A 16,168-nucleotide genomic window follows, 5' to 3' on the forward strand; every position below is an offset into this window, starting at 1 on the left:
TTCGATATTGTAATCAAGTCTATAATTCAACCAAGAAGACCGATTCCATCCCTCAGGGACTGCAAAGACGGGAGCCCTCGGAGTTCGAGCAATTTTCGTCAGTGCAGGAACATGGCGTCGCCGAAGGAGAGGAGGCGGTAGCGCTCGGCGATGGCGTGGTCGTAGGCGGCCAGCAGGTGCTCGCGGCTGCTGAAGGCCGACACGAGCATCATGAGGGTGCTGCGCGGCACGTGGAAGTTGGTGACGAGCGCGTCCACCACGTGAAACTGGTATCCCGGCAGGATATAGAGGCTCGTGGCCTCGCGATCGCGAGCCACGAGCGCCCCACGGCCACCGTCGGTCGCAGGATCCCAGGCGCTTTCCAGGCTGCGCACGCTGGTAGTGCCCACCGCTACCACGCGTCCGCCCGCAGCGCGGGTCGCGTTCACCGCGTCCACCGTAGCCTGCGGTACCGTGTAGAACTCCGTGTGAATGACGTGCTTCTCCGGGTCGTCCTCGTCCACCACGCGGAAGGTGTCCAGGCCCACCTCAAGTTCCACCGTAGCCCAGCCCACGCCCTGCTCGCGCAAGCGCTCGATGAGCTCGGGCGTGAAATGCAGGCCCGCCGTAGGAGCCGCCGCCGAGCTCTCGCGGCGGGAGTACACCGTCTGGTACAACTCCTCGTCGCCGGCGTAATCGCGGATGTAGGGAGGCAGCGGCGTGTGGCCCACGGCGTGCAGCGCCTCGTCCAGCGAGGGCAGCGGGGTGGAAAGCCGCGCCACGCGCTCGCCGCGCTGGCCGCAACGCGCCCAGTCGATAATCTCGGCCGACAGCACCACTTCTCCCGCAGCATCCGTGAAGTCCACCACGGCACCAGCACCCGGCTTCAGTCGCTTGCCCGGACGCACGAGCACCTCCCAGAAGGCCAACCGGTTCGTCCGCGGTTCGGGACCGCCGCACTCGCGCAGCAAAAACACCTCGGCCGCGCCGCCCGTGCCCCGCTTGGCGCCCAGAAGGCGCGCCGGCATGACGCGGGTCTCGTTGGCCACGAGCAAATCACCCGGTCGCAGATATTCCGCAATATCCCGGAAGATCCGATCCTCCACTTCCCCGCTCTCGCGATCCATCACCAGCATCCGACACTCGTCGCGCACAGCCGCGGGCTCCTGAGCGATGAGCTCCTCGGGCAAGTTGTAGTCGAAATCATCGGTTCTCATGAAAAAGCTCCTTCACAATTAAGTGAGCGCTATACTACCATGACCTCTTAAGACCATGCGTCGTCCATGCGTCGAGGGGGTGCTCGCAGGCCTCTGAACGCCCCGCAGAGAACGCGACGCTCAAGAATCAGCTTCCACTCCAGCAGCAGCGATTCCGGGATAGTACCGACTCGCGTGCGTCATCTTCGCTGATTCCTTCGTCGCGTTCGCCGCGGGAAAAGCGTTCAGCGGGCTGCGAGCACCCCCTCGACGCATGAGCGCCACTACTGTTAGGACTGCAAGATGGCCCTCTTCGATTGCACCTGCGACGCGACCAGCGGGCACGCCCGCGCGCTCACCTACACCACCGCCCATGGCGACTTCCATACCCCCATGTTCATGCCCGTGGGCACGTCGGCCACGGTGAAGGGCGTTACCGTAGACCAGCTGCACGATCTGGGCAGCCAGGTAGTGCTCGCGAACACCTACCACCTCGCCATGCGCCCCGGCGCGGAACTCGTGGCCGAGGCCGGCGGCATCCACCGCTTCATGAACTACGACGGCCCCATGCTCACCGACTCGGGCGGGTTCCAGGTGTTCAGCCTGGCCGACACCGTGAAGCTGTCGGACGACGGGGTCACCTTCAAGTCCATCTACGACGGCAGCAACATTCACTGGAGCCCCGAGGAGAACATGCGCATCCAGGAGCTCATCGGCGCCGACATCGCCATGCAGCTGGATCAGTGCGCGCCCTATCCCGCCACCCGCGAGTTCGTGGCGAAGGCCGTGGACTACTCCAGCGCTTGGGCGCGCCGCTGCCTGGCGGCGCACACGCGTCCCGACCAGACGCTCTTCGGCATCGTACAGGGCGGCATGCATCTGGATCTGCGCTTGGAAAGCGTGCGACGCCTGCGCGAGATTGAAGACGAGTCGCTGGCCGCGGGCGGGCGGCGCTTCGGCGGCTTCGGCATCGGCGGATACTCCGTGGGCGAGGATCACGAAGTGATGTTCGAGACCTTGGGGGACGTGGCCCGGGCCTGCCCCGCCGACCGGCCCCGCTACCTCATGGGCGTAGGCAACCCGACTACCCTCGTGCGTGCCGTGCGCGAGGGCGTGGACATGTTCGACTGCGTGCTGCCCACCCGCACCGCGCGCATGGGCACGGCGTTTTCCAGCACAGGCCGCATGAACATGCGCAACGCCAAGTACGCTCGCGACTTCACGCCGCTCGACCCCACCTGCGACTGCCCCACCTGCACAAACTACACGCGCGCCTACCTGCGCCATCTGGTGAAGCAGAACGAGATGCTGGGGGCCATGCTGCTGTCGGTGCACAACCTGCACTTCCTGCTGGACCTCATGCGTCGCGCACGCGAGGCCGTGCTGGCCGACGCCTACGAGGAGTTCTATCAGGCGTGGATGGATTCGGACGCAGCGGCCGACTACTAGGGCGCTCCGACGGGGAAAGCCCTCGTCGCAAAGGATCCCTCAAAGAACATAACCGTTTTCCTAACGGCAGATTACAGCTTGTTGACAGCCGTCTACGGAACGTAAACAGCTCCTGCCAAACGCTGACATCTCCGTTACGAGACGTTAAACTGAACTCCAGTGTCAGACGAGCAGCCAAACCATTTTCGCAGAGGAACTGGGACGGCGGCGCGCCCCGGCGCGAACCCTCGTCACAGTTGAAAGGAATGATTGCCATGACCACTTCCCTCGCAGACAAGCTGGCGCCCTACGGCATCGATTACGTAGATGCCATGGACCGTTTCGGCGACAACGCCGAGCTGTACGAGCGCTTGGCTCTGAAATACCTGGACGACAGCCATTTGGTGGGACTGCAGGCCGCCATCGAGGCCCACGATTTCTCCGACGGCTACAGCGAGGCCCACGCGCTGAAGGGCGTGGCCGGCAACCTGTCGTTCAAAGACCTGTTCCGGACGGCCGCGCTGGTGTCCGACGCCCTGTACGCCGGCGAGTCCGATGCCGCCATCGATTACCTGCCCCAGGTGGAAGAGGCCCACAAGCTGGTTATCCAGGGCCTCGAGGCCTGGCAAAACGGCGAACTGTAGCCGCTCGGCAGCACCGTTACCCCGAACTGAAAGCGACCGCCGCGGCGGTCGCTTTTTTGTGCGGAAGAGAATCGATAGCGAGGCCGGGGCAGCAAGAGCGGCGCTCCCTTACCGGCATCAACCTGGCGATGCGGCCCCGCCGCCGGCACCGCATCGCCAGGCATCGGACCGCTACAGCTCGATGCGCTCGAACATGTCGCGGGTGGCCCCGCAAATGGGACAGGTGTAGCCCTCGGGTAGTCCCTCCGGGTAGCCCTCCTCGATGTAGCCGCACACCATGCAGCGCCAGGCGATGCGCTTGCCCGCCTCGGGAGCCCCCGAGGGCGTCGCCGACACCCCGGCAGGGGCCGCCTCGTCGCCGCCGTTGTAGGTGGCGGCCTTCGGAGGCGTCTTGCCGCCCTTCACCGCATGGTAGTACGCGTAGGTGAGCGGATCGCCCGTTTCCAGAACCTCGGCCTCTTCCACCGTGCCCACGAACAGATAGTGGCTGCCCACATCGATAGTCTCGGTCACGAACACCGAGAACCGCGCCAAGCCGTGCTCGGTCACATAGGGCACCTCCGAGCCGTCCAGAGCATGGTTGCAATCCGCGAACTTGTCCAGCTCGATGGAGGTGTGGAACCCGAAGGTGCCGATCAGCTCCATGGGAGCATCCTGGGCCAGCACGGTGGCGGCGAAACGGCCGGCATCCAGAATGGCCCGGGCCGTGGCATTTTCCTTATTCAGCGACACCGACAGCGTGGGCGGCTCGCTGGCCACCTGCACCAGCGTGTTCACCACGCAGCCGAATTTGGCATCACCGTCGCGCGCGGTGATGAGGTACAGCCCCGAGCTGAGCGAGCGGAAGGCCTTACGATCGATCATAATGCGTCTCCTTTCGGATAGGGGCAGCGCGTGCCGGAAAGCACGGCCGCAAAGCAGCGCGCCCTTGAAGCTCGCGCACGCGAAACCGGGCGACAACTTCTCAACAACCGAGCCTATCATGACCGTGGCCGTTATACTTTGTCCGTAGCTAATCCGTAGCCAATCCGCATCCCGACACGAGAGACGCGGCGAAAGAGGAATCCCTGTGAGACAGTCCAACATCGAGCTTCTGCGCATCGCCAGCATGATCATGATCGCCCTGTTCCACTTCAGCGTGCACGGCCCCTGGCCCGAAGACGGGCCCTTGGCCTCCCAAATAGCCGTCGACATGCTCAGCTTCGGGGGGAAGCTGGGCGTGAACTGCTTCGTGATGATCACGGGGTACTTCATGGTGCGCCGGCCGCTGAAGGTAACGTCGCTTCTGCGCATTGTGTTCGAAACGTGGTTCTACTCGTTTGTCATCCTGGGCATCTTCCTGCTGGCGCAGCCCGAATTGGTAACTCAGGCCAAGCTGGAGAAAGCGCTGCTGCCCGTGATGTCGGGCGAATACTGGTTCATCACCTGCTATCTGGCGATGATGGTGATAAGCCCGTTTTTGAACTTGCTGTACCAGCACCTGAGCGGCACCGGCAAGAGTCGCCTTATGGCCGCAGGATTCGTGGCGCTGTCGCTTATTCCCACCGTGTGCACCTTCAACCCCATTGGATCCGACCTGGTGTGGTTCTTCTACCTGTACCTGTTGGGCGGCTGGCTGCGCGAGCAGGCCGACGGCCACGCGAAAGCGGGGTTTTGCGTCCTCGACCCCACGCGGTTCACGAAGAAGATGGGCGGCTGGGCCATTGCGGGCGGCGTCGCCTTTGTGTGGGCCAGCATGGCCGTTATCGGCTGGGCCCAGCAGACGAGCGGCTTCGACCGCATCCTGCCCGACTACTTCATCTGGCAGTACATGGTGCCCACCTTCGTGGCTTCGGTCGGCACGTTCCGAGCCTTCCAGAAGCTGGACATCGGATGCGTGCCCTGGATCAACACAGCGGCGGCTTCGGCACTGGGCGTGTACCTCATTCACGACAACCCCATCATGCGCGCGTGGCTGTGGCCGCACTTCGCCGCCGTATACGCCGCGGGCCCCCTTGCCATCCTAGCGGCGGGCATCGGCATCGCCGTAGCCGCGTACATCGTCGGCGCCCTCGTCGACACCGCACGCCGCACCTGGCTGGAAACCCCGCTGTTCGCATGGATGGGCCGCCGCTTCTCCCCCGCCTTCGCCAAAGCCGACACCTGGCTGTCAACCATCGGCAAATAGCAAAACGGTCCGCCGTATAGCACCACTCGTATGCTAATTTGTTCATTTCTCTAATACATATTGAAATATTGAACATTTTACTTCAGAATGATTCCAGAAGAAGAGGCTCTGAACCATCAAAGGAATCACGACATTATGGATCTTACAAGAAGCGAGTTCTTGGTTTTGCGGGAGATCACCCTGCATCCGGGCTGTGCTCAGCGAAAAATCGTTAACGCAACAGGGCTTTCACTGGGAAGCGTGAACGCTGCTAAAAAGTCTCTTGTTGCAGCGGGGCTCATTCGCAATGGCGAGCCGACCGCCGAAGCCGCGAGCGCGCTTGCTCCCTACAAAGTAGACAACGCCATCATCCTGGCCGCAGGGCTCTCATCTCGTTTCGCCCCCATTTCCTATGAAAAGCCCAAGGGACTCCTGAAGGTGCGCGGCGAGGTGCTCATCGAGCGTCAGATCGAGCAGCTGCTAGCTGCGGGCATCACCGATATTATCGTAGTCGTGGGGTACAAGAAGGAGTACTTCTTTTACCTGGAAGACAAATTCGGGGTGTCCATCGTGGTGAACCCCGACTACGCTTCACGAAACAACAGCTCATCCATCAAGCGGGTGGAAGACCGCCTGGGTAACACTTATATCTGCTCGTCGGATGACTACTTCACCGAGAATCCCTTCGAGCCCTACGTGTGGAAGGCCTACTACGCCGTGGAATACGCCGAGGGACCCACAGCCGAATGGTGCGTCAGCACAGGCGCCCACGACCGCATCACCTCCGTAACCATCGGAGGGTCAGACGCCTGGTACATGATCGGCCACGTCTATTTCGATCGCGCCTTCTCGAATGCCTACGTCCCGCTGTTGGACGCCGTCTACGACAACCCCGCCACCGTCGACAAACTGTGGGAGCACATCTATCTCGACCACATCAAGGAACTGGACATGACGGCGCGACGCTACCCTGCCGGTACCATCTTCGAGTTCGACAGCCTGGACGAGGTGCGTGAGTTCGATCCCCTTTTCTTGGAAAACCTCGATTCGGAGGTATTCGACAACATCGTGGAAGTGCTCGGCTGCAGCAAAAACGAGATCCACGATGTGTACCCCCTGAAGCAAGGCCTCACCAACCTCTCCTGCCACTTCGCCACCCAAAATGGCGAATACGTGTACCGCCATCCGGGCATCGGCACCGAGTCGATGATCGATCGAACAAGCGAGACTGCCGCTCAGAAAATCGCCCACGACCTTGGCATAGACGATACCTTCATCTATGAAGACGAACGAGGATGGAAAATCTCCCGGTTTATTCCCGAGGCGCGCAACCTCGATCCGCGCAACGACGCCGAAGTGGCTCGCGCCATGCGCATCGCCCGTAGAATTCACGAATCGGACGCCACCGTGGACAACACCTTCGATTTCTACACCGAAAGCAAACGCTACGAGCGGCTGCTGCAAGAGCATGGCCCCATCGACGTCCCCGGATATCACGAAATGGCCGACATGGCCCGACGCGTCAAAGAATATGCCGACGCCGACGGAGCACCCATATGCCTCACCCACAATGACTTTTTCTACCTGAACTTTCTCATTGACGGCAGCGACCACCTCTACCTCATTGATTGGGAGTATTCGGGCATGGCCGATTACGCCAGCGACTTCGGCACCTACGTGGTGTGCTGCGAATGCAACGAGCAGGAGGCGCTACGTGCCCTGGAGCACTATTTCGACCGCAAGCCCACTTTTGAAGAGGTGCGCCATAACTTCGCCTATGTGGCCTTGGCAGGGTGGTGCTGGTATGTCTGGAGCCTCGTAAAAGAAGCCGAGGGCGACTTCGTCGGCGAGTGGCTCTACCTCTATTACAACTATGCGAAGAGGTACTTGAAGAAAGTGTTGCACTGGTACGACGAATCGTTCTACACGGAAGGATAGGTTATGAAGTACGGACTTTTGAGCGGCTGCCTGTGGGGCCTTGACACGGTGATCCTGGGTATTGCTCTGACCATGGTTCCCTTCATCGGAACTATTGAGGCCATCACCCTGGGCGCGATCGTCAGCTCTGCCCTGCACGATGTGTTCTGTGCGCTGTGGTTGCTCCTATACATGGGCGTGCGGGGACGCCTGGGCGATACGCTAGCGGCCCTGAAAACACGGAGCGGCAAGGTGGTCATGCTGGGAGCCCTGTTGGGCGGCCCCTTGGGCATGACGGGCTATGTGATCGCCATCAACAACATTGGCGCGGGCTACACAGCCATCATCTCGTCATTCTACCCCGCCTTCGGCACGTTGATGGCCGTGCTGCTGCTGAAGGAAAAGATCACCCCGGGACGCCTGGTAGCCCTATTCGTCGCCCTGGGAGGCATTATCGCCATGGGATACCTCTCTGCCGACACCAGCGTGCCGGGCGACCCCCTCATCGGTCTGACGGCCGCCATTGTCACCGTCGTGGGCTGGGGGTCGGAGGCGGTACTGTGCGCCTGGGGCATGCGCGACGATGCCGTGGATAACGAGACGGCGCTGCAGATTCGCGAGACCACCTCGGCGCTCGTCTACCTCTTCATCGTGTTGCCCATCTTCGGCGCCTGGGCCTTTACCTGGAACGCGCTTCCCAATATCGGTGTGGGCGTTGTGGCTCTGGCAGCCCTCGCTGGCACGTGCTCGTACCTGTTCTACTACAAGGGCATCGCCACTATCGGTGCCGCCAAGGGCATGGCGCTGAACATTTCCTACTCGGCCTGGGCCGTGCTGTTCGGCCTCATCTTGCTGGGCACCATTCCCGGCCCTGTGGAAATCATCTGCTGCGTTGCCATCCTCGCCGGCACCATCCTGGCCGCCTGCGACTGGAAGGAACTGTTCAGCCGGAAGAAGCTGGAGGTATAGGCTGCCGCACAACCAACCGACCCCGGAAAGAAGGGGGCGCAGGCTATAGCCTGCGCCCCCTTCTGAGCTTTCAGACCAGACTGGTACTAGTGGAAGCAATTAGAGCAAGCACGCTTCTTGCCCGCGCCATTTGCGTCAGACACCGTGCCCGATTTAATATTCTTGGAACGCGCCAGAGAGGGGCAATCGCTCGTTGAGTGATAAACATCTCCCCCGGCAACCCAGAATACGGTAGCGTTGTTGGAGGAATTGCCGGCAGAGTAATTGGGAATCCACTTGCCATCAGACCCCACATAGTATTTGCCAACCCAGGCATTGGTAACCATCGCGCCCGAGCCGTTCACGTAGTAGTTGCCCACCCAACGACTGGAAGACATAGCCCCCGAGTTGTTCAGGTGATACCACGTACCGTTAATCTCCCGCCAGCCCGTAAGCATAGCGCCAGATTCATTCAGGTAATACCACTTTCCGCCGACCTTCTTCCAGCCAGTAGCCATATCGCCGGCCCCATTCAGGTAATACCACGAGCCGCCGACCTTCTGCCAGCCGGTCAGCATGGCGCCGGAGCCGTTGAGACGATACCACTTGCCGCCAATCTGCTGCCACCCCTTCAGCATAACCCCGTTCTCGGGGCTGAGGTAATACCACTTTCCGCCGACTTTCTGCCAGCCAGTGGCCAGAGCGCCCGAAGGCTTGAAGTAGAACCAGTCGCCGTTTTCCTTATACCAGCCGGTGACCATCCAACCAGACTTGTCGAAATAGTACACTGCATAGGTGCCGTCAGTCTCAATGACGGCAGGTCCCACGGCATAGGTGCCATCCTCATACTCGAACCACCACTTGCCATTAGAGGAGCGCATCCAATAGCCCAGCTGGAAATCGTAGTCAAAGTCGTCTTCGTTGTCTAACGCCACGACTCCGCCTCCGTCAACGGCACTTGGAGCCGCGTAAACCTCGTCAGCAAATGCCGAGAACGGCGCCGCAAGCACAAGTGCGAGAGCGGCCGTCAGAACAGCACACCAAACGCCCAGCTTCACCTCCTTTCCCTGTAAAAGCATCGTCTTCCCTGATGACATATCAGCCATAATCATCACTCTCCTCGTTCACATGTTCTTGTCTTCGGAACATTGGCTGATCGGACTCCATCAGATTAGCACATATTTACCTTTTCGATCATCTTTCAGAACGGGACAGACAACCTCCTTTGTCCAACAACAAGAAGGGGCGACCAAGCGAGGTCGCCCCTTCTCACATTGCATGCATGCACGCACGGCTTACCGTGTTTTATCCCACAGACCAGAACTGTTTACGTGATATTTACCAATCCAGGTATTAGTGGCCATCGCACCCGAGCTCGTAAGATAGTAGTTACCTACCCAGCAGTTGGCCGACATGGCACCCGAGCTCTTCAGGTGATACCACACACCGCCCACCTTCTGCCAGCCGGTGGCCATGGCACCCGAGCTCTTCAAGTAGTACCATTTGCCGCCCACCTTCTGCCAACCGGTGGCCATGGCACCCGACGACTTGAGGTAGTACCAGGTACCCTTAATCTTCTGCCAGCCGGTCGCCATGGCTCCTGAACTCTTCAGGTAATACCAGGTGCCGCCCACCTTTTGCCAGCCGGTCTGCATCACACCGTTCGATGCCATGTAGTACCACGTGCCCTTGACCTTCTGCCAGCCGGTCTTATTGTTGCCGGCGCCATCTCGCAGATACCACTTACCGCCACTTTTAACCCAAGTGGCGCCCGAGGCGCTCGAGCCATCGCCCAGCAGTTCTCCGGAACTCGCAAAAACGTACACCTTGCCGTTGATCGTCTGCGTACCCGTTACCATAGCCCCAGACGAGGGATTCAAGTAATAACGCTTGCCGTCAATGGTTTGCCAGCCAGTCTGCATCACGCCGACCGTGTTCATGTAATACCACACGCCGCCGACCTTTTGCCAGCCCGTCTTCATAGCCCCGTCGTTAGGGCCGCCGAAATAGTACCAGGCCTCCCCAAGCTTCAGCCATCCAGTCTGCATCGAACCGTCAGCATTGAGGTAATACTGCTTGTCTTTCACACGTTGCCAGCCGACCAAATTGCGATCTGCGGAATCCTTGAGGTACCACGTATTTCCGACCTGCTCCCACGTCACCTCTCCAGGTGTTGTCGCCTGGAAGTCAACGTAAGAGAAGTTCACGTCGCAGTACTTGCGCGGCGTGCCGTTGACCAAGCCGATGCTCGTAAACTGCCACATGTCGGTGTTGCTCACTCCGCAGCTCGACGAACCCCAGGAATAGCGTGCCACCCACCGCGACCAGCCGGCTCGTTGCATGTTCTCGGCCGAGAAAACGGGGTCAGTCAGAACGTTGTTGAACCAATCTTGATTTGCGTAAATGCCCACGCGATAGCCCTGTGCCTGCAATCCATCGCAATAGGCCTTGGCGATCTTGCCGAGAAGCTCGCTGCCCAACGAACGCTGGGATTTGTCTTCCATATCGTAGTAAATCGGAAGCTCCAGATCGGACGGCTTGATGCCAGCAGCATTCAGCTGGCGAAGCGTATGATTTACCTCATTCTCAACCGATTTACCTTCACCGGTCAGTTTCTGAGCACGCGCGTAGAGATAGACGCCCACCTTGATGCCCTGCTGCTTCGCTGCTTGAATGTTCTTCACGAACCAAGGGTCATCGAAGCTCGGACCGTCGCCGCAGCGTATGACCGCGAAGGTGATGCCATCCGACTTCACTTTCGCCCAATCGATGGCACTGTACTTCCCGTTCTTCTCGTTGTTGTAGTAGGAAACATCAATGCCCACTTCTTTCACACCAGGCACCGTAATGGTGGTGCCAGCCTCCATGGGCGTCTTCCGATAGGTGTATTTTCCCACACCGTCGCTTTTCGACCACGTGGAACGATACGAGCTATCGACATCGTCGAAAGCCCCCATGAGCGCAACGCCCTGATCCTCATAGGCCTCCAGAAGAACATTGTCCGGAACGCCGTCGAAGTAGCGCCAACTTTCGGCAGCATCACCCACTCCCATATCGGAGACAGGAGGAAGCGTACCTTCATCGCCATTCAATTCATCGCCGACGGCAAAAGCCGCCGAGGGAACCAACGATCCGGCAAGTATTGCAGAGAGAAGGACGGTTGCGGCCCGGCTGCTAGTTTTCCGCATAGACATCAATCACCTCCTCGACCATGAGCACGTACCCCATTGGCAATGAGGGCAGTCGAGCGAGGCCGTGCTACATTTGTCGATCATTTCAGCCTTAGTTTGCGCGCCTATGATAACATCTTACAAAAGGGTTACAAACCGATAATTTGCCCAAGTCCACAAGGGAATCAATCTTATCGGCAGGGTGTCAGAAAGAAGGAGAATTATGTACAGCGCAAAACGAACGAGCCTGCTGGGAGCATGCGGTCTCTCACTGCTCCTCGCATTCGGCGGCATCCCGGCAGCGGCTCTCGCCTCCCCTCAATTCGCGTGGGCGGAAGAGGGCGTCCAGACTACCGACACGGCCACTGGCGACGCAGATGCGGGCGACACCACCACGCCGGACGCCCCCGATCCCGCTCCGACACCCGAGCCAACGCCGACCCCCGATCCCAAACCCGAGCCTACACCTAAGCCCGAGCCCGCCGAGCCGGCAAAGCCCGTTATCACCCTTAAAGCGGGATGGAACAAACTGGATGACGGCACCTGGCGCTATGGAAACACCGACGGAAGCGCCCGCACCGGGTGGCTCAAGCTAAAGGGAACCTGGTACTGGCTCGACCCGCAAAACGATGGCACAATGGCCACCGGCTTTTTCCGCGATGACTCGGGTGCTCTCTACTACGCCACCAGCTCCGGAGCCATGCAGGCGAACGGATGGAAGAAAATAGGTGGAGCATGGCGCAATTTCACCGCAAGCGGCATCGTGCGCACCGGCTGGTTCAAGGAAAAAGGAACCTGGTACTGGCTTGAGCCTTCCGACAACGGGAAGATGGCCACCGGCTGGGTGGAACTGGACGGAACCTGGTACTACCTGAAGGGGTCGGGTGCCATGGCCACCGGCTGGCAGAAGTCGGGCGGCAAGTGGTACTACCTGAACGGCAACGGCTCCATGGCCAAGGGCTGGAAGAAGGTCGGCGGCAGCTGGTACTACCTGCGCGAATCGGGCGCCATGGCCACCGGCTGGCTGCAGCTGGGCGACAAGTGGTACTACCTGAAGGGGTCGGGTGCCATGGCCACCGGCTGGCAGAAGTCGGGCGGCAAGTGGTACTACCTGAACGGCAACGGCTCCATGGCCAAGGGCTGGAAGAAGGTCGGCGGCAGCTGGTACTACCTGCGCGAATCGGGCGCCATGGCCACCGGCTGGCTGCAGCTGGGCGACAAGTGGTACTACCTGAAGGGGTCGGGTGCCATGGCCACCGGCTGGCAGAAGTCGGGCGGCAAGTGGTACTACCTGAACGGCAACGGCTCCATGGCCAAGGGCTGGAAGAAGGTCGGCGGCAGCTGGTACTACCTGCGCGAATCGGGCGCCATGGCCACCGGCTGGCTGCAGCTGGGCGACAAGTGGTACTACCTGAAGGGGTCGGGTGCCATGGTAACCGGCACCTACTCCATCGGCAACAAAACCCACTACTTCAACGGCAGCGGCGTATGGACGGGCTCCGATAACACCGACGAGCTTTTCACCAAATGGGCGCAGCCGGAGACCAGCGCCACCAACTGGCTCATTCTCGTGGACACCAAGCGATGCAAAGTGGGCGTGTTCTACGGCTCGCAATGGAACTGGAAGCTGCAGCACCTCTGGGATTGTGCTCCGGGCAAGGCTTCCACTCCCACGGTAAAAGGCCGCTTCACCGTGGGCTCACGTGGATACTACTTCGATAACAACGGCATTCGCTGCTTCTACTACACTCAGTTCAAGGGGAACTACCTGTTCCACTCGGTTCTTTACCGCCAGCTGCCCACCCCCTCCTCAATCGCCGACGGCCGCGTGGGCATGCCCCTCTCCCACGGATGTGTTCGCCTGGAACTTGGCAACGCCAAGTGGATCTACGACAACATCCCATCTAACACGAAAGTATATGTGTGGTAAGAGCCGCCCAAGCCAACTGAAAAAGACCCGCGCAAATCATTCGCGCGGGTCTTTTTAGTCGAGAGATGCATCGTCTTTGAGATAAATCTTCATAGGATGCGGAATGCGTTTATCCTCTGGAGGGAGCTCCCGCCAATCCCCATAGCATGAAGTTAAAACAGCATCGTAATTCGAGGGAACGCAATAGTCCCGCAGCTCGAAAGGCAACATAGCTGGCTCGAACCACTCTTTAGGCAGGGCCTTCTTCCGCTCCGTAACCCCCAATATCTCCGCATAGCATGACGAGTCGGCATCCCGCCACCTCAAAACCGCCTCATCCATTTTCTGGGCATAGTGCACGGAGCCTTTGCGACGATATAGGGGGACGAGGACCCTCTTCGCTATGCGACTCACCGCCGAAGCTCCCTTTTGCGCATCGGAAACTGCAAGCATACGCGCGGCGTTCCAATAGGCAACGCGCCTGAACAGACCGCTCGCATGCCGGGGCATATCATCAAGGGGAAACACGTCGATCCAGGCCCCCAGCTCCTCCCCGCCTTCACAGTAATTCTCATCGACAAGCGTACGGGTATCGATAATCCTACCAAAGGGAAACCGCGACCGCCCGTCACGACAATGCACGAATTGAGACGTAGGACGCAGCCGCCATGCGTCGAACTCGGCACGCAGCCGTTCAAAATCTTCCCGCGGCATCATGACATCCACGTCATCATCCCAAGGGACAAACCCCTCATGGCGCGCTGCCCCTATCAGGGTGCCGTAGGCCAGATAGTACCGCAGTCCCCGTTGATCGCAAATATCTGCAAATTCCTCAAGGAGCTTGATTTCCACCTCTTGTGCCTCGCGGCGACTCAGTTCCCTCATAAAAGCTCCTAGTGCCTAAACAAGTTTCCGGTATCGCCCGTCGTCAAGTTCAATTCTTCCTTTATTTGGGAAGTGGAGACGCCGGGCGTACGGTCAAGGTACACCACGTCACAACAATCTCGCAGGCACTCGAACCGCGGATCACCCTCCCAATCGCCCCCCATCACGACCACGTCAACCTCGTAACGAGACACATCATCCCGCTTTTGATCCCACGTGGACTCAGGAATGACCAAGTCTACATAGCGAATAGCCTCGAGCATTTCCTTGCGTGTCTCGAAATTGTGGTAAGCACGCTTGCCCTTTTCCGCGTTAAACTCGTCGGAAGACACCGCGACAATGAGATAGTCCCCCAACTCCTTTGCGCGCTTCAATAACCGGATATGCCCGTAATGCAACAGGTCGTATGTGCCATAGGTGAGAATTCTCTTCATAATGCCTAACTTTCAACGAGCCTCTACCGCACTCTCAACAACGATTCGCTCCGTGCCACATTATAGCTTGTATCGCACCGACGCCCTTAAACAGACCGAAACCCTATGACCTTAGAAAACCAAGCACATGCTTCAACCGCCTTAAGTTGAGCAAGCCATACACACTGCAGACAGCCACCATGAGCGCCCAGGCCATCCAAAGGGGCAACACGATCGAGGCAATGACAAAACAGATGGTCACCGCGATTGCACCGCCTATGGAACCTCGCTCGCACACGCCAAACTCATTCTCAATGAATCGTTCGGTGTAAACACAACGCCCGATCACCGCCGCGACAGCTCCGCCGAAGATGATCTCGATGGAATGGAAGCAGAATGTTCCGACAACCGAGAACAAAGCACTCACGCAAAGCGTGACAACATTAATGGCAAGCAATTTACCTTCCTTGCGAAGCACCCACAAAAAAGTGTTTCCCACCACTCCCATCTTACTGTTGAACACACAAAGAGGCATGAGCAACGCGAAAAGCGCGAAACTCGCCTCATATTGGGGCAGCCACCAAGTAAGCACCGTTACCAGAGGCGCATAGAGGATGTACGTAAGGGGGAGCAGGACGTCGAGGCCGTTACGGGCAGCCACGTAAAAACCGACGGCCTCATCCCTGTCAGCCTGGCGCAACGCCGGAAACAGAACCATACTCGCCTGCGAAACCAAGGTCATGACAAACGAAGTAATGGAAACAGCTAGAGATACAATGCTGAACTCCTCAATGCCCCAATTGGCATCTACCATAAATCGCGCAACACCCAGAATGAGCGTTCCCGCTGTCGTCGACAGCAGGAGCTTGCTCCCCGCCTTCATGCTGGACCAGCAGAGCGACAAAGCCGTTTGCACATCAACAACACCGGCTTGCAGAAAATCGCGTCCTTTCCAGACGGAGAACCCCAACGAGGCAAAACGCGCAATCGTATAGAAGAAAATATAATGCCTGAAGTCGCTGTCCCCCACGGCAAGCATAACAAGCAGAGGCGCAAGGAATGCCGTGCAGTTGATCATGGTCGAGACAGAATAGAGTTTCGACTCGTTCATGGCTTGGAAAAGATAGCCAAAGAAATTCGATGCGTTGTTCAACAGGAGGTACAGCGCCGTCATCAGCAGAACGAAGGAGCGATCTTCCCCGAAAGCCCCCGATAAGGCCACGGCAACAATAAGGGCCGCGAATACGCACTGGTAGCTGCACTCAACCCAAAACTGAGAGGCAAGCTGCTTCTTGCAGGTTTCGGACCTCCGCTTGCCGCCCTCCGTCAGATACACGCCGTCGTTAAGCCCCAGTGTGAAGAGGGCGAGATACGTAGTATAGAAGATAAAGAGCTGCCAATACCCAAATTCGTCGATGCCGAGCAGCTTTGGCACAATCAGCGATGTGAGAAGGCCGACGAGCGTACTGAGCCCCTGTGCCCCCAAAGCCACAGAGAAATTCGAGAGTATGGAACGATAGTTCATTAGGAAAA

The 16,168-nt window shown here is 59.0% G+C and carries 13 protein-coding genes; 6 read left to right on the top strand and 7 right to left on the bottom strand.

Annotated features, from left to right (window positions below):
- Window positions 1-98: 98 nt before the first annotated feature.
- Window positions 99-1,196, bottom strand: coding sequence for a tRNA preQ1(34) S-adenosylmethionine ribosyltransferase-isomerase QueA (queA, locus tag VIN30_RS04410; protein WP_338209590.1), 1,098 nt, complete (start codon window positions 1,194-1,196; stop codon window positions 99-101).
- A 282-nt stretch (window positions 1,197-1,478) separates the two neighbouring features.
- Between queA and tgt the strand changes: the two genes are divergently transcribed.
- Window positions 1,479-2,624 carry a tRNA guanosine(34) transglycosylase Tgt gene (gene tgt, locus VIN30_RS04415; RefSeq protein ID WP_338209592.1) on the top strand — a complete coding sequence of 382 codons (1,146 nt, stop codon included), beginning with the start codon at window positions 1,479-1,481 and terminating at the stop codon, window positions 2,622-2,624.
- A gap of 254 nt (window positions 2,625-2,878) precedes the next feature.
- Complete coding sequence (locus tag VIN30_RS04420; RefSeq protein ID WP_338209594.1) at window positions 2,879-3,247, top strand: Hpt domain-containing protein; 369 nt, start codon at window positions 2,879-2,881, stop codon at window positions 3,245-3,247.
- 171 nt (window positions 3,248-3,418) lie between these two features.
- Here the strand turns inward: VIN30_RS04420 and VIN30_RS04425 are convergent, their stop codons facing one another.
- Window positions 3,419-4,111: a flavin reductase gene (locus VIN30_RS04425; RefSeq protein WP_338209596.1), complete on the bottom strand. Its 693-nt coding sequence runs from the start codon at window positions 4,109-4,111 to the stop codon at window positions 3,419-3,421.
- A gap of 205 nt (window positions 4,112-4,316) precedes the next feature.
- Here VIN30_RS04425 and VIN30_RS04430 point away from each other — a divergent pair, with 205 nt between their 5' ends.
- The 3 genes from VIN30_RS04430 to VIN30_RS04440 all read left to right on the top strand — a co-directional run bounded on the left by VIN30_RS04430 (window position 4,317) and on the right by VIN30_RS04440 (window position 8,279).
- Complete coding sequence (locus VIN30_RS04430; RefSeq protein ID WP_338209598.1) at window positions 4,317-5,414, top strand: acyltransferase family protein; 1,098 nt, start codon at window positions 4,317-4,319, stop codon at window positions 5,412-5,414.
- 135 nt (window positions 5,415-5,549) lie between these two features.
- Complete coding sequence (locus VIN30_RS04435; protein WP_338209600.1) at window positions 5,550-7,331, top strand: phosphotransferase; 1,782 nt, start codon at window positions 5,550-5,552, stop codon at window positions 7,329-7,331.
- 3 nt (window positions 7,332-7,334) lie between these two features.
- A complete protein-coding gene (locus VIN30_RS04440) occupies window positions 7,335-8,279 on the top strand; it encodes a DMT family transporter (RefSeq protein ID WP_338209602.1) in 945 nt (314 codons plus the stop codon).
- 86 nt (window positions 8,280-8,365) lie between these two features.
- Here VIN30_RS04440 and VIN30_RS04445 read toward each other — a convergent pair whose 3' ends face one another.
- Window positions 8,366-9,193 (bottom strand): N-acetylmuramoyl-L-alanine amidase family protein, encoded by an 828-nt coding sequence (locus VIN30_RS04445; RefSeq protein ID WP_338209604.1) that lies wholly within the window; start codon window positions 9,191-9,193, stop codon window positions 8,366-8,368.
- Window positions 9,194-9,553: 360 nt separating this feature from the next.
- Entirely contained in the window at window positions 9,554-11,452 is a 1,899-nt protein-coding gene (locus VIN30_RS04450; RefSeq protein ID WP_338209606.1) for a GH25 family lysozyme, read from the bottom strand.
- Between the two features lie 199 nt (window positions 11,453-11,651).
- Between VIN30_RS04450 and VIN30_RS04455 the strand changes: the two genes are divergently transcribed.
- Window positions 11,652-13,358 (top strand): L,D-transpeptidase family protein, encoded by a 1,707-nt coding sequence (locus VIN30_RS04455; RefSeq protein ID WP_338209608.1) that lies wholly within the window; start codon window positions 11,652-11,654, stop codon window positions 13,356-13,358.
- Window positions 13,359-13,412: 54 nt separating this feature from the next.
- Here VIN30_RS04455 and VIN30_RS04460 read toward each other — a convergent pair whose 3' ends face one another.
- The 3 genes from VIN30_RS04460 to VIN30_RS04470 all read right to left on the bottom strand — a co-directional run bounded on the left by VIN30_RS04460 (window position 13,413) and on the right by VIN30_RS04470 (window position 16,160).
- Entirely contained in the window at window positions 13,413-14,189 is a 777-nt protein-coding gene (locus VIN30_RS04460) for a LicD family protein (protein WP_338209610.1), read from the bottom strand.
- Window positions 14,190-14,230: 41 nt separating this feature from the next.
- Window positions 14,231-14,656, bottom strand: a complete 426-nt coding sequence (gene tagD / locus VIN30_RS04465; protein WP_326426677.1) for a glycerol-3-phosphate cytidylyltransferase — start codon at window positions 14,654-14,656, stop codon at window positions 14,231-14,233.
- A gap of 103 nt (window positions 14,657-14,759) precedes the next feature.
- The gene (locus tag VIN30_RS04470) at window positions 14,760-16,160 is read right to left on the bottom strand and encodes a lipopolysaccharide biosynthesis protein (RefSeq protein WP_338209613.1); all 1,401 of its coding nucleotides are present in this window, start codon (window positions 16,158-16,160) and stop codon (window positions 14,760-14,762) included.
- Between the last annotated feature and the right edge of the window lie 8 nt (window positions 16,161-16,168).

The sequence above is a fragment of the Adlercreutzia wanghongyangiae genome (assembly GCF_035989245.1).
Lineage (GTDB): Bacteria > Actinomycetota > Coriobacteriia > Coriobacteriales > Eggerthellaceae > Adlercreutzia > Adlercreutzia wanghongyangiae.